This window comes from Pseudomonadota bacterium, from assembly GCA_030860485.1.
Taxonomy (GTDB): domain Bacteria; phylum Pseudomonadota; class Gammaproteobacteria; order JACCXJ01; family JACCXJ01; genus JACCXJ01.
Window position 1 is genome coordinate 1 of sequence record JALZID010000106.1, and the last position, 20,458, is coordinate 20,458.

Annotated in this window: 17 protein-coding genes and 1 pseudogene; 4 read left to right on the top strand and 14 right to left on the bottom strand. The window is 65.3% G+C overall.

What is annotated here, in order from left to right; translation table 11 throughout:
• The first annotated feature begins 261 nt into the window (after positions 1-261).
• Positions 262-494 (top strand): annotated as a pseudogene (locus tag M3461_06265) (cupin domain-containing protein).
• 44 nt (positions 495-538) lie between these two features.
• On the opposite strand, the gene M3461_06270 reads toward M3461_06265, so the two are convergent.
• Complete coding sequence (locus tag M3461_06270; protein MDQ3773983.1) at positions 539-745, bottom strand: hypothetical protein; 207 nt, start codon at positions 743-745, stop codon at positions 539-541.
• Between the two features lie 652 nt (positions 746-1,397).
• Between M3461_06270 and M3461_06275 the strand changes: the two genes are divergently transcribed.
• Positions 1,398-2,435 (top strand): SMP-30/gluconolactonase/LRE family protein, encoded by a 1,038-nt coding sequence (locus M3461_06275; GenBank protein MDQ3773984.1) that lies wholly within the window; start codon positions 1,398-1,400, stop codon positions 2,433-2,435.
• A gap of 164 nt (positions 2,436-2,599) precedes the next feature.
• On the opposite strand, the gene M3461_06280 is transcribed toward M3461_06275, so the two are convergent.
• The 13 genes from M3461_06280 to M3461_06340 all read right to left on the bottom strand — a co-directional run bounded on the left by M3461_06280 (position 2,600) and on the right by M3461_06340 (position 15,067).
• Entirely contained in the window at positions 2,600-3,421 is an 822-nt protein-coding gene (locus tag M3461_06280) for an acyltransferase (GenBank protein ID MDQ3773985.1), read from the bottom strand.
• A gap of 35 nt (positions 3,422-3,456) precedes the next feature.
• Positions 3,457-4,833: a bifunctional UDP-N-acetylglucosamine diphosphorylase/glucosamine-1-phosphate N-acetyltransferase GlmU gene (glmU, locus tag M3461_06285; protein MDQ3773986.1), complete on the bottom strand. Its 1,377-nt coding sequence runs from the start codon at positions 4,831-4,833 to the stop codon at positions 3,457-3,459.
• A gap of 94 nt (positions 4,834-4,927) precedes the next feature.
• The gene (locus tag M3461_06290; GenBank protein ID MDQ3773987.1) at positions 4,928-5,356 is read right to left on the bottom strand and encodes a F0F1 ATP synthase subunit epsilon; all 429 of its coding nucleotides are present in this window, start codon (positions 5,354-5,356) and stop codon (positions 4,928-4,930) included.
• A gap of 28 nt (positions 5,357-5,384) precedes the next feature.
• Positions 5,385-6,761: a F0F1 ATP synthase subunit beta gene (gene atpD, locus M3461_06295; GenBank protein MDQ3773988.1), complete on the bottom strand. Its 1,377-nt coding sequence runs from the start codon at positions 6,759-6,761 to the stop codon at positions 5,385-5,387.
• A gap of 430 nt (positions 6,762-7,191) precedes the next feature.
• Entirely contained in the window at positions 7,192-8,052 is an 861-nt protein-coding gene (atpG, locus tag M3461_06300) for a F0F1 ATP synthase subunit gamma (GenBank protein MDQ3773989.1), read from the bottom strand.
• Positions 8,053-8,066: 14 nt separating this feature from the next.
• A complete protein-coding gene (atpA, locus tag M3461_06305) occupies positions 8,067-9,608 on the bottom strand; it encodes a F0F1 ATP synthase subunit alpha (protein ID MDQ3773990.1) in 1,542 nt (513 codons plus the stop codon).
• Between the two features lie 105 nt (positions 9,609-9,713).
• On the bottom strand, positions 9,714-10,247 hold the full coding sequence (locus tag M3461_06310) for a F0F1 ATP synthase subunit delta (protein MDQ3773991.1): 534 nt from the start codon (positions 10,245-10,247) through the stop codon (positions 9,714-9,716).
• Positions 10,248-10,251: 4 nt separating this feature from the next.
• Positions 10,252-10,722: a F0F1 ATP synthase subunit B gene (locus M3461_06315; GenBank protein MDQ3773992.1), complete on the bottom strand. Its 471-nt coding sequence runs from the start codon at positions 10,720-10,722 to the stop codon at positions 10,252-10,254.
• Positions 10,723-10,755: 33 nt separating this feature from the next.
• Positions 10,756-11,049 carry a F0F1 ATP synthase subunit C gene (atpE, locus tag M3461_06320; GenBank protein ID MDQ3773993.1) on the bottom strand — a complete coding sequence of 98 codons (294 nt, stop codon included), beginning with the start codon at positions 11,047-11,049 and terminating at the stop codon, positions 10,756-10,758.
• Between the two features lie 25 nt (positions 11,050-11,074).
• Positions 11,075-11,845, bottom strand: coding sequence for a F0F1 ATP synthase subunit A (gene atpB / locus M3461_06325; protein MDQ3773994.1), 771 nt, complete (start codon positions 11,843-11,845; stop codon positions 11,075-11,077).
• Between the two features lie 43 nt (positions 11,846-11,888).
• Positions 11,889-12,239, bottom strand: coding sequence for an ATP synthase subunit I (locus tag M3461_06330; protein MDQ3773995.1), 351 nt, complete (start codon positions 12,237-12,239; stop codon positions 11,889-11,891).
• 129 nt (positions 12,240-12,368) lie between these two features.
• Positions 12,369-12,812, bottom strand: coding sequence for a DUF5706 domain-containing protein (locus M3461_06335; GenBank protein ID MDQ3773996.1), 444 nt, complete (start codon positions 12,810-12,812; stop codon positions 12,369-12,371).
• Positions 12,809-15,067 (bottom strand): WD40 repeat domain-containing protein, encoded by a 2,259-nt coding sequence (locus tag M3461_06340; protein MDQ3773997.1) that lies wholly within the window; start codon positions 15,065-15,067, stop codon positions 12,809-12,811. The genes M3461_06335 and M3461_06340 overlap by 4 nt, the downstream gene beginning before the upstream one ends.
• A gap of 372 nt (positions 15,068-15,439) precedes the next feature.
• Here M3461_06340 and M3461_06345 point away from each other — a divergent pair, with 372 nt between their 5' ends.
• Both M3461_06345 and M3461_06350 read left to right on the top strand, forming a co-directional pair.
• Complete coding sequence (locus M3461_06345; protein ID MDQ3773998.1) at positions 15,440-16,732, top strand: efflux RND transporter periplasmic adaptor subunit; 1,293 nt, start codon at positions 15,440-15,442, stop codon at positions 16,730-16,732.
• Positions 16,729-19,914: an efflux RND transporter permease subunit gene (locus M3461_06350; protein ID MDQ3773999.1), complete on the top strand. Its 3,186-nt coding sequence runs from the start codon at positions 16,729-16,731 to the stop codon at positions 19,912-19,914. Before M3461_06345 ends, M3461_06350 begins: the two co-directional genes overlap by 4 nt.
• Positions 19,915-20,458 lie beyond the last annotated feature (544 nt).

A 20,458-nucleotide genomic window follows, 5' to 3' on the forward strand; every position in this document is an offset into this window, starting at 1 on the left:
CTCAAAGGGGTGACAGGTGCGGTCTGTTCGTGTGAAACTCTCATTGGGGCAGCCCTCCGGGTGTGGGATTATTGACAGACTTCCTATTATCCCAGAGGTCTCCTGCCCCTTCACTCACCTAGCCCCCCGACAACATTATTCATATACAACGACCGACCCCCGCCTAACTCATTGATTCTAGACTCAGAGGGGGATCTACTCCCAACAGGAAACAGGAAGGGTGTCGCGGAACGCTTTGCAGCCCTAGGCTTCGGCTGCGATATATGGAGGGACCAGCCGGGTCAGATCTGGGCGGACTTCGTCCATGACGTCGATGAGATCGTGATGCTCATCGAGGGCGAGATCGAGGTCTCCTTCGCGGGGAAGACGCTCCGCCCAGGAGCCCGGCGAGGAGATCATGATCCCGGCGGGCGCGAGCCACACCGTTTGTAACACTGGAATATACCACGAACCGCTGGTATTACGGCTACCGCTTGGGATCACGGACGGCGTGATCACCGTACGCGGGACGGGGTCACCCGCCGGTAAAAACTCCCTGCTAGCGGAGTAGGGATTTCGGATCGCGCGCTTGCACCCGCGCGAGCCGCAGGGCTGCGTCCTGCCGGTGCCACAGGCCGGAGAGGGGATCGCACCACTCGAGGATGGGGTGACTGCCCCGGCCACAGCGCCTGCGTTTCCAGCCCGATCCCCACAGGATCAAGGTATTGAATACCTGTCGGACAAACTGCCTCGATGATCTGGTCATGGACAAACCCTCCGCAGGCGTTCGCTTGCCGGAGTGCGCGACATGCGCGCCCCGGAACGCGCTGCTGTGATGGGTTATAGAGCGGCATATTCCATGCCCTCGCGGCAGTTCGGATCGGTGGACGTCATTCGCGCGGCAACTGGCCGCGGCGCGAACGCGCGCGCATCTGCATCGGTGTCGCGACAACCGGCGGCAACTGCACCCCGCGCCATGAACTGCCCCGAAGGCCCGGCTATCCTCACCGACCGCGATGCCGGCGACGACTCGCAGTTCCCCGGTATCGATCATCTGGACCTCGTTGGTGAACCAGTTCGCGACATACACTGGGCTCCCCGTTCGGGTGCACGGCGATCTCGAGCGGACTCTCCGACCGCTACCGTAGCCGTCCGCGCGCCGGGCGGTGTCAAATCAATGACCGAAGGGGCTACTGCGAATTGGGGACGCCTTAAGAAGGCAGGCACAAGGCCTGCCCCTACACGGGGCTACATGGGGCGGCGCAGGTGCCGTGTGGTGCCGTGTAAGGGCGTCCCTTGTGGCCGCCCTATACGCGCCGCGAAAACCGGTCGGCGATCCGGGTACGCACCACGAAGATCGCCTTCTCGCCCGCGGCGGGCTATCTTAGGGCATCCCGCAAGACGGTCCGGAGATCCCCATGAAACAAGACCTCGGCCCCTGGTTGATCATCGCCGCACTCGCCTTATTCCCGGTCGCCCCCTCCGTCGCGGAAGAGGGGGCGGCGAGCGAGCCTGCCGCTCTGGGCCGCATCGTGCGGCTCGGCACGCGCCTCGACGGGATCGTCGCGGCGGATGCGAAGCTCGAAAAGCTCGCGGACGGCTATGCCTGGCTCGAAGGTCCCGTGTGGCTGCGCCGGGACAGCGCCCTCCTCTTCTCCGACGTGCCTAACAACGTGATCCATCGCTATGACGCGGAATCGGGAGTATCGGTCTTCTTGCAGCCGAGCGGTTACACGGGTACCGACCCGCTCACGGGCAGTGCGCCCGGCTCGAACGGGCTCGCCATCGATCCGACGAGCGGGAGGCTCGTCATCTGCCAGCACGGCGATCGGCGCGTCGTGCGCATCGAAGCCGACGGCAGCAAGACGATACTGGCAGAACGCTATGACGGCAAGCGCCTGAACAGCCCGAACGACGCGGTGTTCCGCGCCAATGGCGATCTGTACTTCACCGATCCGCCCTTCGGCCTGCCCCAGGGCTTTAAGGACCCCGGCAAGGAGCTCCCCATGAGCGGCGTCTACCGGCTCCCGCCCGGCGGCGAGCTGACGCTTTTGGTCCAGGACCTCACGGCCCCGAACGGCCTGGCCTTCTCGCCCGACGGCAAGACCTTGTACCTGAGCGACTCCGATCCGGATCGCCCGGCCTGGTACTACTACGACGTGCGCGAGGACGACGGCGGGCTCGAAAACCGACGTCTTTTCGCGGACGCCCTCCCCTTCAGCGCGGGCCGAAAAGGCGCACCCGACGGTATCAAGGTCGACCGCGAGGGGTACGTGTTCGCGGCCGGTCCCGGCGGGGTCTACATCTTCGCACCGGATGGGGAGCACCTCGGCACCATCGAGACCGGCGTACCCACCGCCAACCTCGCCTTCGGCAACGACGGCTCGATGCTCTACATCACCGCCGAGACCACCCTCTACCGGATCTCGCTGCTCACGGTCGGTGCCGGGTTTTGATGCCGATGGAGTCCGGTCTGGCCATTCGCGCTCGCACGGCTACCCACCCCGGAAGTCGCGAAGGACCGTTACCGTGCAGCGCACGCTCCCCGCCCTGCGCAACTCCCCTGATGAACCGGCTGTCCACGAGGCGAGAGATGGCCTGCTCAGCACGGCTTGACCACTCACGGCACGGGACCGGCCGCCGGGAGAGCCTCCAGATCTCGATACCACGCCGGCCGCCGGTCGGACAGGAGGTCGTTCCAGGGTGTGATGCGCTTGTTGCGAGCCTCGGCGAGATCGATCTCGGTAACGAAAAGCTGTTCGCGCTGGGAAAGCGCGCGGTGGATCAAGCCGCCGCCGGGTGCGGCAACCTGGCTCTTGCCCGTGAAGCAGAGCTCGCCGTGGGGTCGTTGGTCGCGCCCGAAGCGGTTGGCGGTGATGGCGTAGACCCGGTTCTCGAGGCAGCGGGTCAACATGGCCTCTTGGCAGTATCCCAGGACCAGGTTGGAGGGGTGGCAGAGGACCTCGGCACCTTGGATCGCGAGGACCCTCGCGACCTCCGGGAAGGCCCAGTCGAAGCACACCATGAGACCGATCCGCGCGCCTCGCAGCTCCTGGACCGAGAGCGGGACGTCGCCGGCATCGAAGCAGCGCTTTTCCTCGGCGAAGAGGTGGAGCTTGCGGTACACGTGCTCGACGCCCTTCGGACCGATCAGGAGCGCGCTGTTGTAGACGCGCTCGCCGGACCGCTCGCAGAACCCTGTGACCAGATGAAGATCCCGTTTCAGGCAAAGCGCGCTCAGCGACTCCACGGTCTCGGAGTTGGCGGGGTCTTCTGCCAAGGCTAGGGCCTCGTCGCGATCCCGGAAGTGATAGCCGCTGAACGCCAGCTCGGGGAGGACGATGAGATCGGCCGTTGTGTCGGCGAGGGCAGCGAGTACCTTGGCGAAGTTGCGCCGGGGCTGGCCGAACAGGGGCCGGAACTGGTAGTAGCCGACGCGCATCGTCGTGGGTGCTGCCGAGACGACTCGGCGGCGTGCTACCTTTTCTTCTTCGGTCGCTCCCAGCCGGCAATCGTCGTCTGGCGTGCGCGGCCGAGGGTGAGCTGTCCAGGCGGTGCGTCCTGGGTCAGGGTCGTGCCGGCGCCGATCGTGGCCCCATCCCCGACCTCGACCGGGGCAATGAGCTGGGTATCGGAGCCGATGAAGACCCGCTCGCCGATGACGGTCTTGTGCTTGTTCGCGCCGTCGTAGTTGCAGGTGATGGTGCCGGCCCCGATATTGGTGTCGCGGCCCACCTCGGCGTCCCCGATATAGCTCAGGTGGTTGATCTTGGTGCCGGACATGACGGCGGACTTCTTGACCTCGACGAAGTTGCCGACGTGGACTTCCTCGGCGAGCCGGGTCTCGGGCCGGAGGCGCGAAAACGGACCGACGCGCGCGCCCCGGCCGATCTCGGCGCCCTCGATCACGCAGTTCGGGAGGATCGACGCGTCGTCGCCGATGTCGGCGTCCCGGATGCAGTTGTTGGGGCCGATGGTCACCCGATCGCCCAGGCGCACGCGGCCCTCCAGGACCACGTTGACATCGATGACCACGTCTTGCCCAGCTTGTAAATCTCCTCGAAGATCGAAGCGAGCGGGGTCGAGGAGCGTGACGCCCTGCCGCATTAACTGCTCAGCCTGGCATCGCTGATAGCGACGCTCCAGAAGGGCGAGCTGGACCCGATCGTTGACACCCATGACCTCGAAAACAGAGGCCGGACTCACGGGCTCGACCACGACCCCGTCCGCGACCGCCATCGCGATCACGTCCGTCAGGTAATACTCCCCTTGCGCGTTCTGGTTCTCGAGACGCGCTACCCATCGTTTCAGATGCGAGGCCGACACGGCCATCATGCCGGTATTGACCTCGCCGATCGCGCGCTCCACCGGGCTCGCGTCCCGATCTTCGACGATGCGTTGCACATGAGCGGCCGCATCCCGGACGATGCGTCCGTAGCCCGAGGGATCGGGAAGCTCGACCGTCAACAGTGACAGGCGCCCGCCGTCGGATGCCTTGACCAGCCGGTCGAGGGTCTCCGCGGTGATGAGCGGGACATCGCCGTAGAGGACGAGGACCGTGTCGCCTGGGTCCATACCCGAGTCGATGAAGGGGAGTGCCTGGGCCACGGCATGGCCGGTCCCGAGTTGCCGGTCCTGCTCGATCCACTGGACGCCGAGGTAGCCTAATGCATCGCGGACCTGCTCACCGCCGTGGCCGTAAACGACGTAGACCTGCTCGGGTCGGAGATCGCGCGCGGCGCGATAGGCGTGCTCCAAGAGCGGCTTGCCACCGAGGCGGTGCAGGACCTTGGGCAGGGCCGAGCGCATGCGCTTGCCCTGCCCGGCGGCCAGGATCACGACGCTGAGTGACACGGGTCCGTTCAGAACTCCGACCTAGCCGCGCGGCGGTAAAATCAGGCCGCGATCTGCTAGGGATGCCCGCCCGCGACCAGGCATGCTCGAGGGTTTACGACCGCCCTGCCAGCCGGCGCAGGCGTTGGATCGCTTGAAGCTGGGCGGCGGCCTCGGCGTACTCGGCCAGCGCCTTGGCGTAGTCGATCTGCCCGCTCTTGTCGGAGAGCATCTGCTCGGCGCGGGCCCTGGCCTCGAGCGCGGAGGCCTCGTCGATGTCGTGGGCGCGTACCGCGGTGTCGGAGAGGACCGTCACCATGCTCGGCTGGACCTCCAGGATCCCGCCCGAGACGTAGAACGCCTCCTCCTCGCCGCTCGAGAGCTTGAGTCGGACTTCCCCTGGTTTGAGCCGGGTCAAAAGCGAGGTATGGCCGGCGGCGATGCCGACCTCGCCCATCTCTGCGGGCGCGAACACCATCTCGGCCTGCCCCGAATAAATCGATGCCTCGGCGCTCACGATGTCGATGTGGATGGTCATGGCCATGGAGGTGATCGCATATCAGTATAGCCGGCTACAGCCGCTGGGCTTTCTCCGTGGCCTCCTCGATGGAGCCGAGCATATAGAAGGCCTGCTCGGGGAGGCTGTCGTACTCCCCCTCCACGATCCCCTTGAAGCCCTTGATGGTCTCCTTGAGGGGCACGTACTTGCCGGCGCTCCCCGTGAAGTCCTCGGCCACGAAGAACGGCTGGGAGAGGAAGCGCTGGATCTTCCGCGCACGGGAGACCGTCAGCTTGTCGGTCTCCGACAGCTCGTCCATGCCCAGGATGGCGATGATGTCGCGAAGCTCCTTGTAGCGCTGCAAGGTCTGCTGCACCGCACGGGCCGTCTCGTAGTGCTCCTGACCGACGACCAGGGGGTCGAGTTGGCGGCTGGTCGAGTCGAGCGGGTCCACGGCCGGATAGATTCCGAGCTCCGCGATCTGGCGCGAGAGCACCACGGTCGCATCCAGGTGCGCGAAGGTCGTGGCCGGCGAGGGATCGGTCAGGTCGTCGGCCGGGACGTACACGGCCTGTATCGAAGTAATGGAGCCCGTGCGCGTCGAGGTGATGCGCTCCTGGAGCCTGCCCATCTCCTCGGCCAGGGTCGGCTGGTAACCGACCGCCGAGGGCATGCGCCCCAAGAGCGCCGAGCACTCGACACCCGCGAGTGTGAAGCGGTAGATGTTGTCGATGAAGAGGAGCACATCACGCCCCTCGTCGCGAAAAAACTCGGCGAGGGTGAGCCCGGTCAGGCCCACGCGCAGGCGGTTGCCGGGCGGCTCATTCATCTGGCCGTAGACGAGCGAGACCTTGTCGAGGACCTTGGACTCGGTCATCTCGTGGTAGAAGTCGTTGCCCTCGCGAGTGCGTTCGCCCACGCCCGCGAACACCGAGTAGCCGCTGTGCTCGGTGGCGATGTTGCGGATCAGCTCCATCATGTTGACGGTCTTACCGACCCCCGCGCCGCCGAAGAGCCCGACCTTGCCGCCCTTGGCGAACGGGCAGATGAGATCGATGACCTTGATGCCGGTCTCGAGAAGCTCGGTAGTCGGCGACAGCTCTACGAACTTCGGGGCCGCGCGATGGATCGGCCACCTCTCTTCTTCCCCGATCGGGCCCTTCTCGTCGATCGGCGCGCCTAGCACGTCGATGATCCGGCCGAGCGTCTTTTGTCCCACGGGGACGGAGATCGGCGCGCCGGTGTTGGTCGCCTTGAGGCCGCGCTTCAAGCCGTCGGTCGAGCCGAGCGCGATGGTGCGCACCACCCCCCCGCCGAGCTGCTGCTGGACCTCGAGGGTCGTGCCGCTCGCCTCGACGAGGAGGGCGTCGTAGATCTTGGGCACGGCCTTGCTCGGAAACTCCGCGTCCACCACGGCGCCGATGATCTGTACCACCTTTCCGGTGCTCAACATGACTTTATCCCCTGAACGACCCTAAACCTCTTCCAACGGGAGAGGAGACTGATATAGATTCTCACGCAGCAAAGGTTATACAGACCGACTTCTCTGGAAATCCCTTCTCCCTCACGGAGAAGGTTAGGATGAGGGGAATCAGATCTAAACATTTTCATTGATTTTGACCCATCATGCCCAGCCGCTCCCGGTAGCGGTGGAGTGCGTTTCCGGTCCCCTTCCCCCGCGCGGAGCGGGGGAGTGCGTTTCCGATCCGCTCCCCTGCGGAGCGGGGGGGGGTTAGGGTGGGGGTAGAAGGCGCCTCGGCCGGGACAGGGCTTGGTCAGCCCGCCAAGGCCTGACCCCCACCCCTGCCCTCCCCCGTCCGCGGGCGGACAGGGGAGGGAGTGTCCCGGTGCCCGAAATTTAGAATATGTTTGGATAGATTTCATACCGCGGCGGCGCCGGCCACGATCTCCGAGAGCTCGCGGGTGATCGAGGCCTGGCGCGCCTTGTTATAAACCAGCCGCAATTCGTCGATGAGCTTGCCGGCATTGTCCGAAGCGCTCTTCATCGCCACCATGCGCGCCGCCTGCTCGCAGGCGATGTTCTCGACCACGCCCTGATATACCAACGACTCGATGTAGCGTTGGAGCAAATGGTCCAGGACCTCCTTGGCCTCGGGCTCGTAGAGATAATCCCAGTGGTGTTTCAGCTCTACCGCGGGGTCCGGCTCGAGCGGGATGAGCCGTTCGAAACGCGGGCGCTGGGTCATCGAGTTGATAAAGGTGTTGGACACCAGGAAGGCTTGGTCGATGCGCCCCTCGCCGTAACCGTCGAGCATCACCTTGACGGTCCCGATCAGGTCCTCCAACTTCGGTGCATCCCCGAGATGGCTCGCCTGGGCGACAATCTTGGCGCCGATGCGGCCGAAGAACCCGATGGCCTTTTTCCCGATCGGATACACCTCGATCCCGAGGCCTTGGCTTTCCCACTCCTTCAACTTTTGGATCATGGCCCGAAACAGGTTGGCGTTGAGCCCGCCGCACAGCCCGCGATCGGTCGACACCACGATGGCGCCCACACGCCGCGCCTCGCGCGGGATGAGGTAGGGGTGGTGGTACTCGCTGTGGGCATGCGCGAGGTGCGCGATCACCATGCGGATCTTCTCGGCATAGGGACGCGCCGCGCGCATGCGGTCCTGGGCCTTTCGCATCTTGCTGGCCGCGACCATTTCCATGGCCTTGGTGATCTTCTGCGTGCCCTGCACGCTCCTGATCTTGGTTCGGATCTCCTTGCCGGCGGCCACGTCAGCGTACCGTCCTACCAGGCATGCTTGGTCTTGAACTCTTCGACCGCGGACTTGAGCCCCGACTGGATCTCGTCGTTGTAATCACCGGTCTCGTCGATGCGTTTCATGAGGTCCTGCCGCTCGCTGTTCATGAAGGACAGGAGCGCCGACTCGAAGGGCCCGATCTGGTCGAGCTCTACATCGTCGAGATGACCGCGGTCGACCGCGTAGAGGCTGACAGACATCTCGGCGACGCTCATGGGCGCGTACTGCTTCTGCTTCATGAGCTCGGTGACGCGCTGGCCACGCTCGAGCTGCTTGCGGGTCGCCTCGTCGAGCTCGGAGGCGAACTGCGCGAAGGCCGCGAGCTCACGGTATTGCGCGAGCGCGAGCCGGATACCCCCGCCGAGCTTCTTGATCACCTTGGTCTGCGCGGCACCGCCGACGCGCGACACCGACAGCCCGGCGTTGATGGCGGGCCGGATACCGGCGTTGAAGAGATCGGTCTCGAGATAGATCTGACCGTCGGTGATGGAGATGACGTTGGTCGGCACGAAGGCCGAGACGTCGCCGGCCTGGGTCTCGATGATCGGCAGCGCGGTGAGCGAGCCGGTCTTGCCCTTCACCCTGCCCCCGCTACGCTTCTCGACCTCGGCGGCGTTCAAGCGCGAGGCCCGTTCCAAGAGGCGAGAGTGGAGATAGAAGATGTCGCCCGGATAGGCCTCGCGCCCCGGCGGGCGGCGCAGCAACAGCGACACCTGGCGGTAGGCCCAGGCCTGCTTGGTGAGGTCGTCGTAGATGATGAGGGCGTCCTGACCGGAGTCCCGGAAGAGCTCGCCCATGGCGCAGCCGGCGTAGGGCGCGATGTACTGCATGGCCGCCGATTCCGAGGCGGTCGCGGCGACCACGATGGTGTGATCGAGCGCGCCGTGCTCTTGGAGCTTATGCACCACGGTGTTGATCGAGGAAGCCTTCTGGCCGATGGCGACGTAGATGCACTTCACATCCGTGCCACGCTGGTTGATGATGGTGTCGATGGCGAGCGCGGTCTTGCCGGTCTGGCGGTCACCGATGATCAACTCGCGCTGGCCGCGTCCGATCGGCACCATGCAGTCGATGGCCTTGAGCCCGGTCTGCACCGGCTGACTTACGGACTGGCGGGTGATGACACCAGGGGCGATCTTCTCGATGGGCGAGGTCGCGGTGGCCTTGACCGGTCCTTTGCCGTCCACGGGGTTGCCGAGGGCATCGACCACGCGGCCGAGCAAGGTCTCGCCCACCGGGACCTCCAGGATGCGTTTGGTGCAGCGCACGACGTCGCCTTCGGCGATATGCTCGTAGGCGCCCATGATGACCGCACCCACCGAGTCGCGCTCCAGGTTCAGGGCGAGGCCGTAGACATTGCCGGGGAACTCGATCATCTCACCCTGCATCACGTCGGAGAGGCCATGGATGCGGGCGATACCGTCGGTCAGGCTCACCACCGTACCCTCCGTGCGGGCCTCGGTCGGCAGGTCGTATTCCTGGATCTTTTTCTTGATCAGATCACTGATCTCTATGGCGCTGATCGTCATCGGTCTCTCTAAATCAAATGTAATCTAATGTAGGGTGGGTTAGGCGCGGCGCCGTAACCCACCGACCCGGCGCGCGGCGCGCCACATTCATTTGGCGGCCTAGCGTCACGCAAACTGGCTGGCGAGCTGCTGCAAGCGACCACGCACCGAGGCATCGATCACGAGATCGCCCATGCGGATCACTGCCCCGCCGATGAGTGCCGGGTCGATGCGCGTCTTGACCTCGATGTCCTTGCCGGCCCGCCGCCTCACCGCACGCTCGATCGCCTGTTGCTGGTCCGCTTCCAACGAGAAGGCCGAGATCACCTCGACCTCAACCACGCCCGCCGCCTCTGCGACGAGCAACGTGTAAAGGCGCGCGATCTCCGGGAGGATCAGGATCCGATCGGCATCCAGGAGCACGCGGACGAAGTTACGCAGATCCGGGGTGAGGCGTTCGCCGGCGAGGTCGAAGATCAACTGAGTCAGGCGCGGGCGACCGATCCGTGGGTCATGCACGAGCCCGCGCAGGATCGGATCCGAGAACAGGGCGGCGAGGAAGGCCAGGCCTTCGGACCAGGGTGATACCTGGCCGCTGCCGCGGGCCTGCTCGAAGGCGGCCTGGGCATAGGGACGCGCGAGGGTCGCGGTTTCCAGCATGATTTCAGAGCCGCGCCGCGAGCTTGTCGAGGAAGGCCTTGTGGGCCAGGGCATCGACCTCGCGCAATAGGACCTGCTCGGCCCCGGCGAGTGCCAGACGACCGACCTCACGCTGTAGCGACTCCCGCGCCTGCTGGATCTCCTGGGCGATCTGATCCTGGGCGGAAGCGATGATGCGTTCGGCCTCGACCCTAGCGTTGGCCTTGGCCTCCTCGACCATCTCGTCGGCCCGTTTCTGCGCATAGGCGACCGCCTCCTGGGCCTTCTGGTGGCCTTCGCGCAGGACCGCCTTGGCGCGGTTCTCGGCCAGCTCCAGATCATGCCGGCCCTTCTCCGCCGCGGCCAAGCCGTCGGCGATCTTTTTAACGCGTTCTGCCATGGCCTGGGTGAGCGGCGGCCACACGAAACGCATGGTGAACCACACGAGGATCGCGAAGGTGATGGCCTGACCTAAAAGCGTGGCGTTGATATCCATGGCGATATCCCTACTAGGGGCACGATCCCCGGGCTAGCCCCCGGCGAGCTTCGCGACCGCCGCGCCGAAGCCGAAGGGATCGGCGAACAGCACGTACAGGCCCATGGCGGCGCTGATCATGGGCACGGCGTCAACGAGACCCGCGACCAGGAAGAAGCGCCCGATGAGGAGGTTCGCGAGCTCCGGCTGGCGCGCCACCCCTTCGAGGAATTTGCCGCCCAAAAGCCCGACGCCGATGGCCGCCCCCAGGGCGCCCAGCCCCAGCATCAGGGCCACAGCGACGACTGCGAGCCCCTGGACGTTACTCAATGCACTGACGAGTTCCATATTTTTCTCCTAGCGGTGTCTGCAACTAATGACTCTCGTGCGCCATGCTGAGGTACACGATCGTCAACATCATGAAGATATAAGCCTGTAGCGTGATGATGAGGATGTGGAAGATCGCCCACGGCGCCCCGAGCAACCATTGCACCGGGTAGGGCAGGAGCGCGATTAAAATAAACACCATCTCGCCCGCGTACATATTGCCGAAGAGTCGCAAGGCGAGCGATAGGGGCTTGGCCACGTCCTCGATGATCCGAAACACGATGTTGACGGGCGCGAGCTTCGGCCCGAAGGGCGCGGACATCACCTCGTGGGCGAAGCCGCGCGTTCCCTTGACCTTGAAGCTGTAATAGATCATGAGCCCGAAGACCGACAGCGACATCGCGAACGTCAAGTTCGGATCGGTGGTCGGAACGGACTTGAAATAATGCACGCCCTGGTCGCCGAGGAGCTTGGGGAGGAGATCGATGGGCAGGAGGTCCATAGCGTTCATGAGGAACACCCACACGAAGATGGTGAGCGCCAGCGGCGCCACGAGCGGATTGTGACCGTGGAAGATCCCTTTGACCGAGCCATCCACCAGCTCGACCACCATCTCGACGAAGTTCTGGAGCCCCGCGGGGACGCCCGAGGTCGCACCCCGGGCGACGAGATACAGGAGACCGAAGGCCAGTCCCCCGACCAGTCCCGACACCGCGAGCGTATCGACATGGACGGTCCAGAAGCCCGAGCCCTGTGCGTTGTTGGTCAGGTGATGCAGGATGTACTGCGAGGCCGATTGCGGGGCTTCGACTGCCATGACGGGTGTTCTATTTCCCCCAACGACTCTTGTGCTTCCAGTTCTATTGCTTCCCCAACATCGCCAGGCCATAGGCCCCGAGCGTCGCGGCATAGGCGATAAAAAGCGGCCCGACCGCCACGGCCTCATACTCGAGGAACGTCACGACGAAAAGACCGAGGGTAACCCCGAACTTGACCAGCTCCGCCAGGACTTGCGCGCCGAGCAGCCCGCCCGGCGACAGCCCTTTTGTTCTCGCGACACACAAGGCCGCGGCCGCGGTTGCCGCGATGCCGATGCCGCCACCGCAGAGCGCCGAGAACGCCCAGCGGAAATGGTACATCACGCAGACCAGCGCCACCGCCGCCGTCACGCCGAGCTGGAGGACGAGGAGTCTCTGGATGACCCTGTCCAACCTACCCGGCGATGCGGCAGCGCGCCATGCTAGTGTAAGTGCCGATACCGAGTCAACTCGCGTCCCGCCGAGCCGAGGAATGCCCGGGCCCGCCTTCACTTCTCACTTCCGAAGGCTCGGGCTTGCGCGTCAGGGGAACCAGAACGCAAGCTGTACGGCCAGCCACACCACGGTAGCGGCGACGAAACCGGTGGCAGCGCGCCGCGTCCACAGGTACTTCTTCTGCACGATCTTGGCGTTGACGTGCACCTGGGTCAAAACCTGGTCGAGCGCGGCCTCTACCGAGAGGCCCATGAACGCCCGCACATAATCGGCCGGCTCCATGCCGTGGATGTCGCCAAAATAAAAAAGTGAGCGCTCGGTGACCGGGGTCAGGCGCGGGCGCAGCGCGAGGACCGCCGAGATCAAGGAGAACCCGAGCGTGACCAGGAGCACCGCATAGGCGATCAAGGGGATCAGGTGCCCTTCCGACTTGAGCTGGGACAGCACCTGCTGACCGGTCAAGGTCAGCGCGGCGACGAAGATCGCGGAGCCCGCGGCCGGCGAGGCGCGCATGCCGGTCCGCCTGCTCAAGGGGCCGGTAACTCGATCGACCGGGGGGCGGGCACCGGAGGGCGGCCGGGGATCCGCCTTAGCACGGACATTTCGGTCCACGCGGAGGGATCCGTAACCTGATCGACCGCTAGGGGATCGACCGCTGTGGGATCGGCCGCTGTGGGATCGGCCGCTGTGGGAGCGGCCGCTGGGCCATCGACACTGGCGCGCTCGGCGGGTGCGAGCGGGCGGACGCGGACCGCCCCATCGGCGCCTGCCGAGGCCAACCGCAAGCCATCGGGGCTCACGGCCACGCCGTAGACCGCCCCACCCTTGCCCTCGAACCGGGCGACGGCCCTGCAGGTGGCCGCATCCCACACCCGCACGCTGCCATCCGCGCTGCCCGAGTAGAGCAAGACGCCATCCGGGCTCACTGCCACGTCGTATACCGCGCCACTGTGCCCGGTGCATGCCGTCCCCTCCTTGGCGGCGATGGGATCGGAAATGGCGAGATCCCAGGTCCGGACCGTGCCGTCCCAGCTCGCCGTCGCGAGGCGTGCGCCGTCGGGGCTGAAGGCGGCTTTGTAGACCCGGCCCGCATGAGCCGTGAGGGTGGTGAGCCGCTTACCGGTGGCGATCTCCCACACGCGCACCGTTCCGTCGCGTCCGGCCGTGGCGAGCCGCGATCCATCGCGGCTGAAGGCGAGGGCATAGACCCGTCCGGGATGGCCTTCCCGGGTCCACTGCGCCTGGCCCGTCACGGCATCCCAGCGCCGGACCGTGCCGTCCGCCCCCGCGGTCGCGACCCACGAGCCATCGGGAGCGAACGCGACACCGTACACCGCGCCCGCATGGCCCTCGATGGTGAGCACAGCCTTGCCGGAGGCACCGTCGAATACGCGTGTCTTGCCATCCGCCCCCACCGTTGCGATGCGCGACCCGTCGGGGCTGAACGCGACGCCGTAGCGGGGGGTGTCGCCCTCCTCCAGGACCGCGAGCGCCTGCCCGGAAGCGCGCTCCCACATCGTCGTCCTGCCGTCCCAGCTGGTCGTGACGAGCCTCGCACCGTCGGGGCTCATGGCCACGCCGTAGACCGCGGCGCCATGGCCCCGAAGCTTGGCGAGCGCGGCCCCGGTACCCGCCTCCCATAGCCGCACCATGCGGTCCTCGCCGGCCGTGGCCACGACGGTCCCGGCCGCATCGATCGCGACGCCGAAGACCGCGGCCGTATGGCCCTTGGCCTTCCAGAGGGCCTTCCCGGGATCCGGTGGCCACAGGCGTACGGTCCGGTCGCCACCGGTAGTGCAGAGCGATCCGTCACGGGCGAACGCGACGCCGTAGACCGCGGCCTCGTGGCCTTTCAGCGTACCCAGCGCCTGGCCCGATGCGGCGTCGAATAGTCGCACCATACCATCCTCGCCGGCCGTTGCGAGGCGTGACGCATCCCGACGGTAGGCGATACCGAAAACACGGCCTTCCTGATCTGCACGCTTCAAGAGCGGAGTGCCCGACACAGCTTCCCATACCCGCACGCTGCCGTCCTCGCCGGCGGACGCGAGCCGCTGCCCATCCGGGCTCACGGCGATGCCATAGACGCGGCCGCTATGGCCCTCGATACGCAGCAGGGAGGCACCCGAGACGGAGTCCCACAACTGCACGCCGCCGTCGCCGGCCGCAGCCAGGCGCCGTCCATCCGGGCTGTAGGCGATGCCGAAGATTGGCGCGTCCGCGCCGTCGAGCGTCAGGGTCTCGCCGCCCGTAGCGACGTCGTAGACCCGTGCCATCCCATCCTCACCCGCGACGGCGAACCGTGACCCATCGGGATTGAAAGCGACCCCGTAGAGCGCCCCGCCGGGCAGCGTGATCTTCAGGGACTCCCGGCCCGTCCCCGCTTCCCACACGCGTGCGGTCCCGTCGAAACCGGCCGTCCCGAGCGACTGTCCATCGCCGCTGTAGGTCAGCCCCCAGACCCCGTCCGTGTGACCACGGAAAGTAAGTGTCGGTGGCGCCGCGATACCGAGACTGTTTATTTCAGGGTCCGCGGGCGCGGCTGAGGCCGCATCTGGTTCGCCAGCGGCCTCGCGCCGGCTGTCCGCGCGGTCGTCCGCCCCAGAACCCACGCGCGAGGCGCGCACGGCCGCCACAATCAAGGCCGGCGATCGCGGTATCTCTGCCGCGGCTCGGCCAATCGGACCTTCTGCTGCCAGATCATTGCCATAGGCGACCATGACCATGAGCGACAGACAGAGACAGCCGGCGCGCGCACGGCGTAAGAGCTTAAACCCTATAGCCATCGCAAGGCACGAGGACACCACGGAGCTGATTCTAAACTATGCGTGCCGCAGCACTCTACGCCTCATCAGATGAGTTGCCATCGCGGTGTTTACGCGGTGTTGAGTTGATGCAAATGTATACCATTTTGCTGATGAACGCCCAGCGAATACGTCACCACGGTTGCACCCAAGTGCTTTCTGGGTTGGTGTTGAAGGGTGTTGGGATCTGAGGTTGGGGGTTCGCGAACTCACCCTCTAGGACTTCATTAGTCGTTTCTGAGAGCCCGGATTCATCGTGCCTTTACCTCCCAGCGGGCGACCGGTAGGATGGCCCGATTTCTTACCTGGGATGTAACCCGGTGAACGAGGAGGAAACGAAAACGGATCACGGACATGCGTGAGCGCAGGGATGGGCATGGGCGCTGGACGGGGAGGACGTTTTGCCGGGATTTGATCAGGGCCTTGCCCGGAGGCCCGCTCGCCGCCCTGCTGGCGGGCTGCGGCCAGCCGGCCGGGAACCCCGAGCCCGCGGCGCCCCCGGCGCCGGCCGTAAGTGTGGCCGAGGTGGTGGTCAAAGAAGTGACCCAGTGGGACGAATTCACCGGCCATATCGAGGCGGTGGACACGGTGGAGATCCGGCCGCGAGTGGCCGGCCATATCGAGCGGCTCGGTTTCAAGGAAGGCAAAGAGGTCAAGAAAGGCGAGGTGTTGTTCGTCATCGACCAACGGTCGTACAAGGCCGAGCTGCTGCGCGCCGAGGCCGATCTGGCACGGGCGCACGCCCGTTCCCAACTGGCCCGCGCCCAGGTGGCGCGTGCGCGGAAGCTGGTCGAGAAACGCGTGATCTCGGCGGACCAGTTCGACGAGCGCCTGGCCGCCGATACGCAGGCCACGGCCGATATCCGCGCCGCCGAGGCGGCCGGCGTGGTCGCCAGGCTCAATCTCGAATACACCGAGGTGCGTTCGCCGATCGACGGCCGTGCCGGCCGCGCGCTGGTGAAACCCGGCAATCTCGTCAGCGGCGGTGAGATGATCCCGGACGCGACCCTGCTCACGACCGTGGTATCGCTCGACCCCGTTCATGTCTATTTCGAGTGCGACGAGCCGACCTATCTGCGCTACGGCGCGATGGCGCGTCAAGGCGAGAGACAGAGCTCGCGCGACGTGGAAAACCCGGTGTTCGTGGGCCTCGCCGACGAACAGGGTTTTCCGCACGAAGGACGCATGGACTTCGTCGACAATCAGCTCGACCCGGCCACCGGCACCATCAGCGCCCGCGCGGTCCTCGACAATCATTCCGACTCACGGGGAGGTCGCCCCTTCACCCCGGGTCTTTTCGCACGCATCAAGCTCCTCGGCAGCGGCACGTTCTCCGCGGTGCTGGTGGACGACAAGGCGATCCTAACCGATCAGGATCGCAGATATGTCTTTGTGCTCGGAGCGGGCGATTCCGCGGAACGCCGCGACGTCAGGCTCGGGCGCATCATCGATGGACTGCGCGTCGTCACCGAGGGCCTGGTCGGGGGCGACAGGATCATCGTACACGGTGTGCAGAAGGTCTCTTTCCCCGGTATGCCCGTCACCCCACAGACCATCGGCATGGGCGATCCGCCGCCGCCCCCCGCCCCGCCCCCGGCGAGCGACGGCGGCGAACCGGCCCCCCCCGCAAAAGAGCCGAACGCATGAAGGACTTTTCGGCGCTGTTCGTCGATCGCCCGATCCTCGCCGCGGTTTTATCCATCGTCATCTTCGTCGCGGGGCTCATCGCCATCCCGCTGCTCCCGATCACCGAGTACCCCGACGTGGTACCGCCTTCGGTCGCCGTGCGGGCCGTGTATCCGGGCGCCAGCCCGAAGGTCATCGCCGAGACCGTCGCCACCCCCATCGAGGAGGCCCTGAACGGCGTCGAGAACATGATCTACATGAAGTCGGTGGCGAGCTCCGACGGCGTCTTGTCCGTGACGGTCACGTTCAAGCCCGACACCGATGCCGATCTCGCCCAGGTGCAGGTGCAGAACCGTATCAACCAGGCCCTGGCGCGGCTGCCCGAGGACGTGCGCCGGCTCGGTGTCACCACCGAAAAGCAGTCGCCCAACATCACCATGGTGGTACATCTGCTCTCGCCCAGCCGCAAATACGACACCCTGTATCTCCGCAACTTCGCCACCCTGCGAGTGAAAGACGAGCTGGCCCGCATCGATGGGGTCGGCCAGGTCATGATCTTCGGCGGCGGGGATTATTCGATGCGCATCTGGCTCGATCCCGACCAGGTCGCCGCGCGCGCCATGACGGCAGGCGATATCGTCCGGGCGATCCGCGAGCAAAACGTGCAGGTCTCGGCGGGCGCGATCGGCGCGCCCCCGCAACCGGGCGCGCGCGACTTCACGCTCTCGATCCATACAGAGGGCCGGCTCGTCACCGAGGAGGAGTTCGGTGACATCGTCCTGAAGACGGGCACGAACAGCCAGATCACGCGCCTGCGCGATGTCGCCCGCATCGAGCTCGGCGCTTCCGAATATGCGTTGCGCTCGCTGCTCAACAACCAACAGGCAGTGGCGGTGGTGATCTTCCAGGCGCCCGGATCGAATGCCATCGAGATCTCCGACAACGTGCGCACCAAGATGGCGGAGCTCGAAAGGTTGTTCCCGGAGGGATTGAAATGGGACGTGGTCTACGACCCGACGGTGTTCGTGCGCGATTCGATCAAGGCCGTGATCACGACGCTCCTGGAGGCGGTGCTCCTGGTGGTCCTGGTGGTGATCCTGTTCCTGCAGACCTGGCGTGCCTCGATTATTCCCCTCCTGGCGGTGCCGGTGTCGATCATCGGCACCTACGCGGTACTGCTCGCGCTCGGGTTTTCGATCAATACCCTGACCTTGTTCGGCATGGTGCTCGCCATCGGTATCGTGGTGGACGATGCCATCGTGGTGGTGGAAAACGTCGAGCGCAATATCGGCAACGGGCTGTCGCCGAAAGCGGCCGCGCATCAGGCCATGCGCGAGGTGAGCGGGCCTATCATCGCCATCGCGCTGGTCTTGTGCGCCGTGTTCGTGCCCATCGCGTTTCTGTCCGGGGTCACCGGCCAGTTCTATCGCCAGTTCGCGGTCACCATCGCGATCTCGACGGTGATCTCGGCGGTGAACTCGCTGACCCTCTCGCCGGCCCTCGCCGCGGCGTTGCTCAAGACCCACGGGGCACCGCCGGATCGACCGACCTTGGTCCTCGATGCGCTCTTTGGCTGGGTGTTTCGGCCCTTCAACCGCCTGTTCAATGGCGCCGCAAAGGCCTATACCGAAGGCGGGCCGCGGGCGCTCGGGCGTGCGCCGCTCATGCTCACGGTGTATGCGTTCCTGGTCGGGGCGACCGTGGTGATGTTCCAGATGGTACCCGGCGGCTTCATCCCGACCCAGGACAAGCTGTATCTGATCGGCGGGGTGAAACTGCCGGAAGGCGCCTCGCTGGACCGCACCGAGGTGGTGGTGCGCAAGATGAGCGAGATGGCGTTATCTACCGAGGGGGTCATCGACGCGGTCGCCTTTCCCGGTCTGAACGCGCTGCAATTCAGCAACACGCCCAATATCGGCACCATCTTTTTCTGCCTCGATGGCTTCGCCAAGCGCGGGCGCCCGGCGCCCGAGATCGCCGAGGAATTGATGGGCAAGTTTTCCGCCATCCAGGAGGCCTTCGCCTTCGCATTCATGCCGCCGCCCATCCTCGGGATCGGAACCGGCTCCGGCTTTTCCTTGTATGTCCAGGACCGCGCGGGGCTCGGCTACGGCGAGCTGCAAGAGGCCGTGACCTCGCTGGCCGGGACACTGTCAGACACCCCCGGTATGGGTTTTCCGATCAGTTCCTACCAATCCAACGTGCCGCAACTGAGCGCGCGCATCGATCGCAGCAAGGCCAAGACCCAGGGTGTCACGATGACGGACGTGTTCGAGACCCTGCAAGTCTATCTCGGCTCGGTCTATGTGAACGACTTCAGCCGTTTCGGCCGCACCTATCAGGTCTATGCCCAGGCCGATGCGCCGTTTCGCGATGAAGCCGAGGATGTGGCCGAGCTGCGCACCCGCAATCAGGCCGGCGAGATGGTGCCGATCGGGAGTGTGGTGAGCATCGATCGGAGTTACGGTCCCGATCCGGTCATCCGTTACAACGGATATCCCGCCGCCGATCTGCTCGGCCAGGCCGATCCGGGGGTCATGTCCTCGACAGAGGCCCTTGCCGTCATCGAGGCGCTGGCGCCGCGAGTCCTGCCCGCCGGTATGGGCCACGCCTTCACCGATCTCAGCTTCCAGCAGATAGCCGAAGGCAACACCAATCTCGTGGTGTTCCCGCTGTGCGTCCTCTTGGCGTTCCTGGTGCTGGCCGCGCTCTACGAGAGCTGGACCCTGCCGCTCGCGGTGATCCTGATCGTGCCGATGTGCATGCTCTCGGCGCTTGTCGCGGTGTGGTACACCGGCGGTGACAACAACATCTTCGTCAAGATCGGTCTGGTGGTGCTGATGGGGCTCGCCTGCAAGAACGCCATCCTGATCGTCGAATTCGCGCGCGAGTTGGAGCACCGGGGACGCGGGATCGTCGAGGCGGCGGTCGAGGCCTGCCGGCTGCGGCTGCGGCCGATCGTGATGACCTCGGTGGCGTTCATTGCCGGCGTGGTGCCGCTGGTGCTGGCGAGCGGCGCCGGCGCCGAGGTGCGTCGGGTCATGGGCATCACGGTGTTTTCCGGGATGATCGGCGTGACGTTGTTTGGTCTCATCCTGACCCCGGTATTTTATGTCGTCATCAGGAGATGGGCGGAGCGGGGCCGCGGTGTCGGGACGGCCGCCATCCCTGTGGCTGGAACGGGCAGAGCGGTCACCGAGTGACGACCCGGCGCAAGCGCCGGCAAGGCAGAGATCCTAGCCAAACATCTTTGAAATCTCGGGTGCCTCTCCGGTTGCCCATGTGTCCGGAATAGGCACCGTCTTTATTTACTCCCTCTCCCACCGGGAACCTCTACGCGCGTGACCATGCAGTCAAGCGCCGTGGGGTCGCAATGCGACCCTCAAAGCAACACTAAATCTTCCCAACAACTCGTGCAGGCGCACCCACGATAACTACGTTTGGTTCATTGAACGATTTATTTACCACTGAGTTAGATCGATCAAAATGCCGGGTTTTTGCTTTGGGTGAAGATCTTTTATAACGACGATGGATCAATAGGTTAGAGTGGAAAAAGCTTGGAAGAGAGGGCGCTCCGTGGTATGTATGGGTTTCGGAAGGTCATACGTCCCACAAAGGAAGCCCTCTCATGAAGCAAGCATACATTATCAGCCGGGGCGCGGAGGAGTTTGCGGCGGCCCGCGAGCAGTTTGCGTTGATTGTGGATCGGTTGCAGTCGGCGGCGGTGTTGGGCATGGAACATGGCGA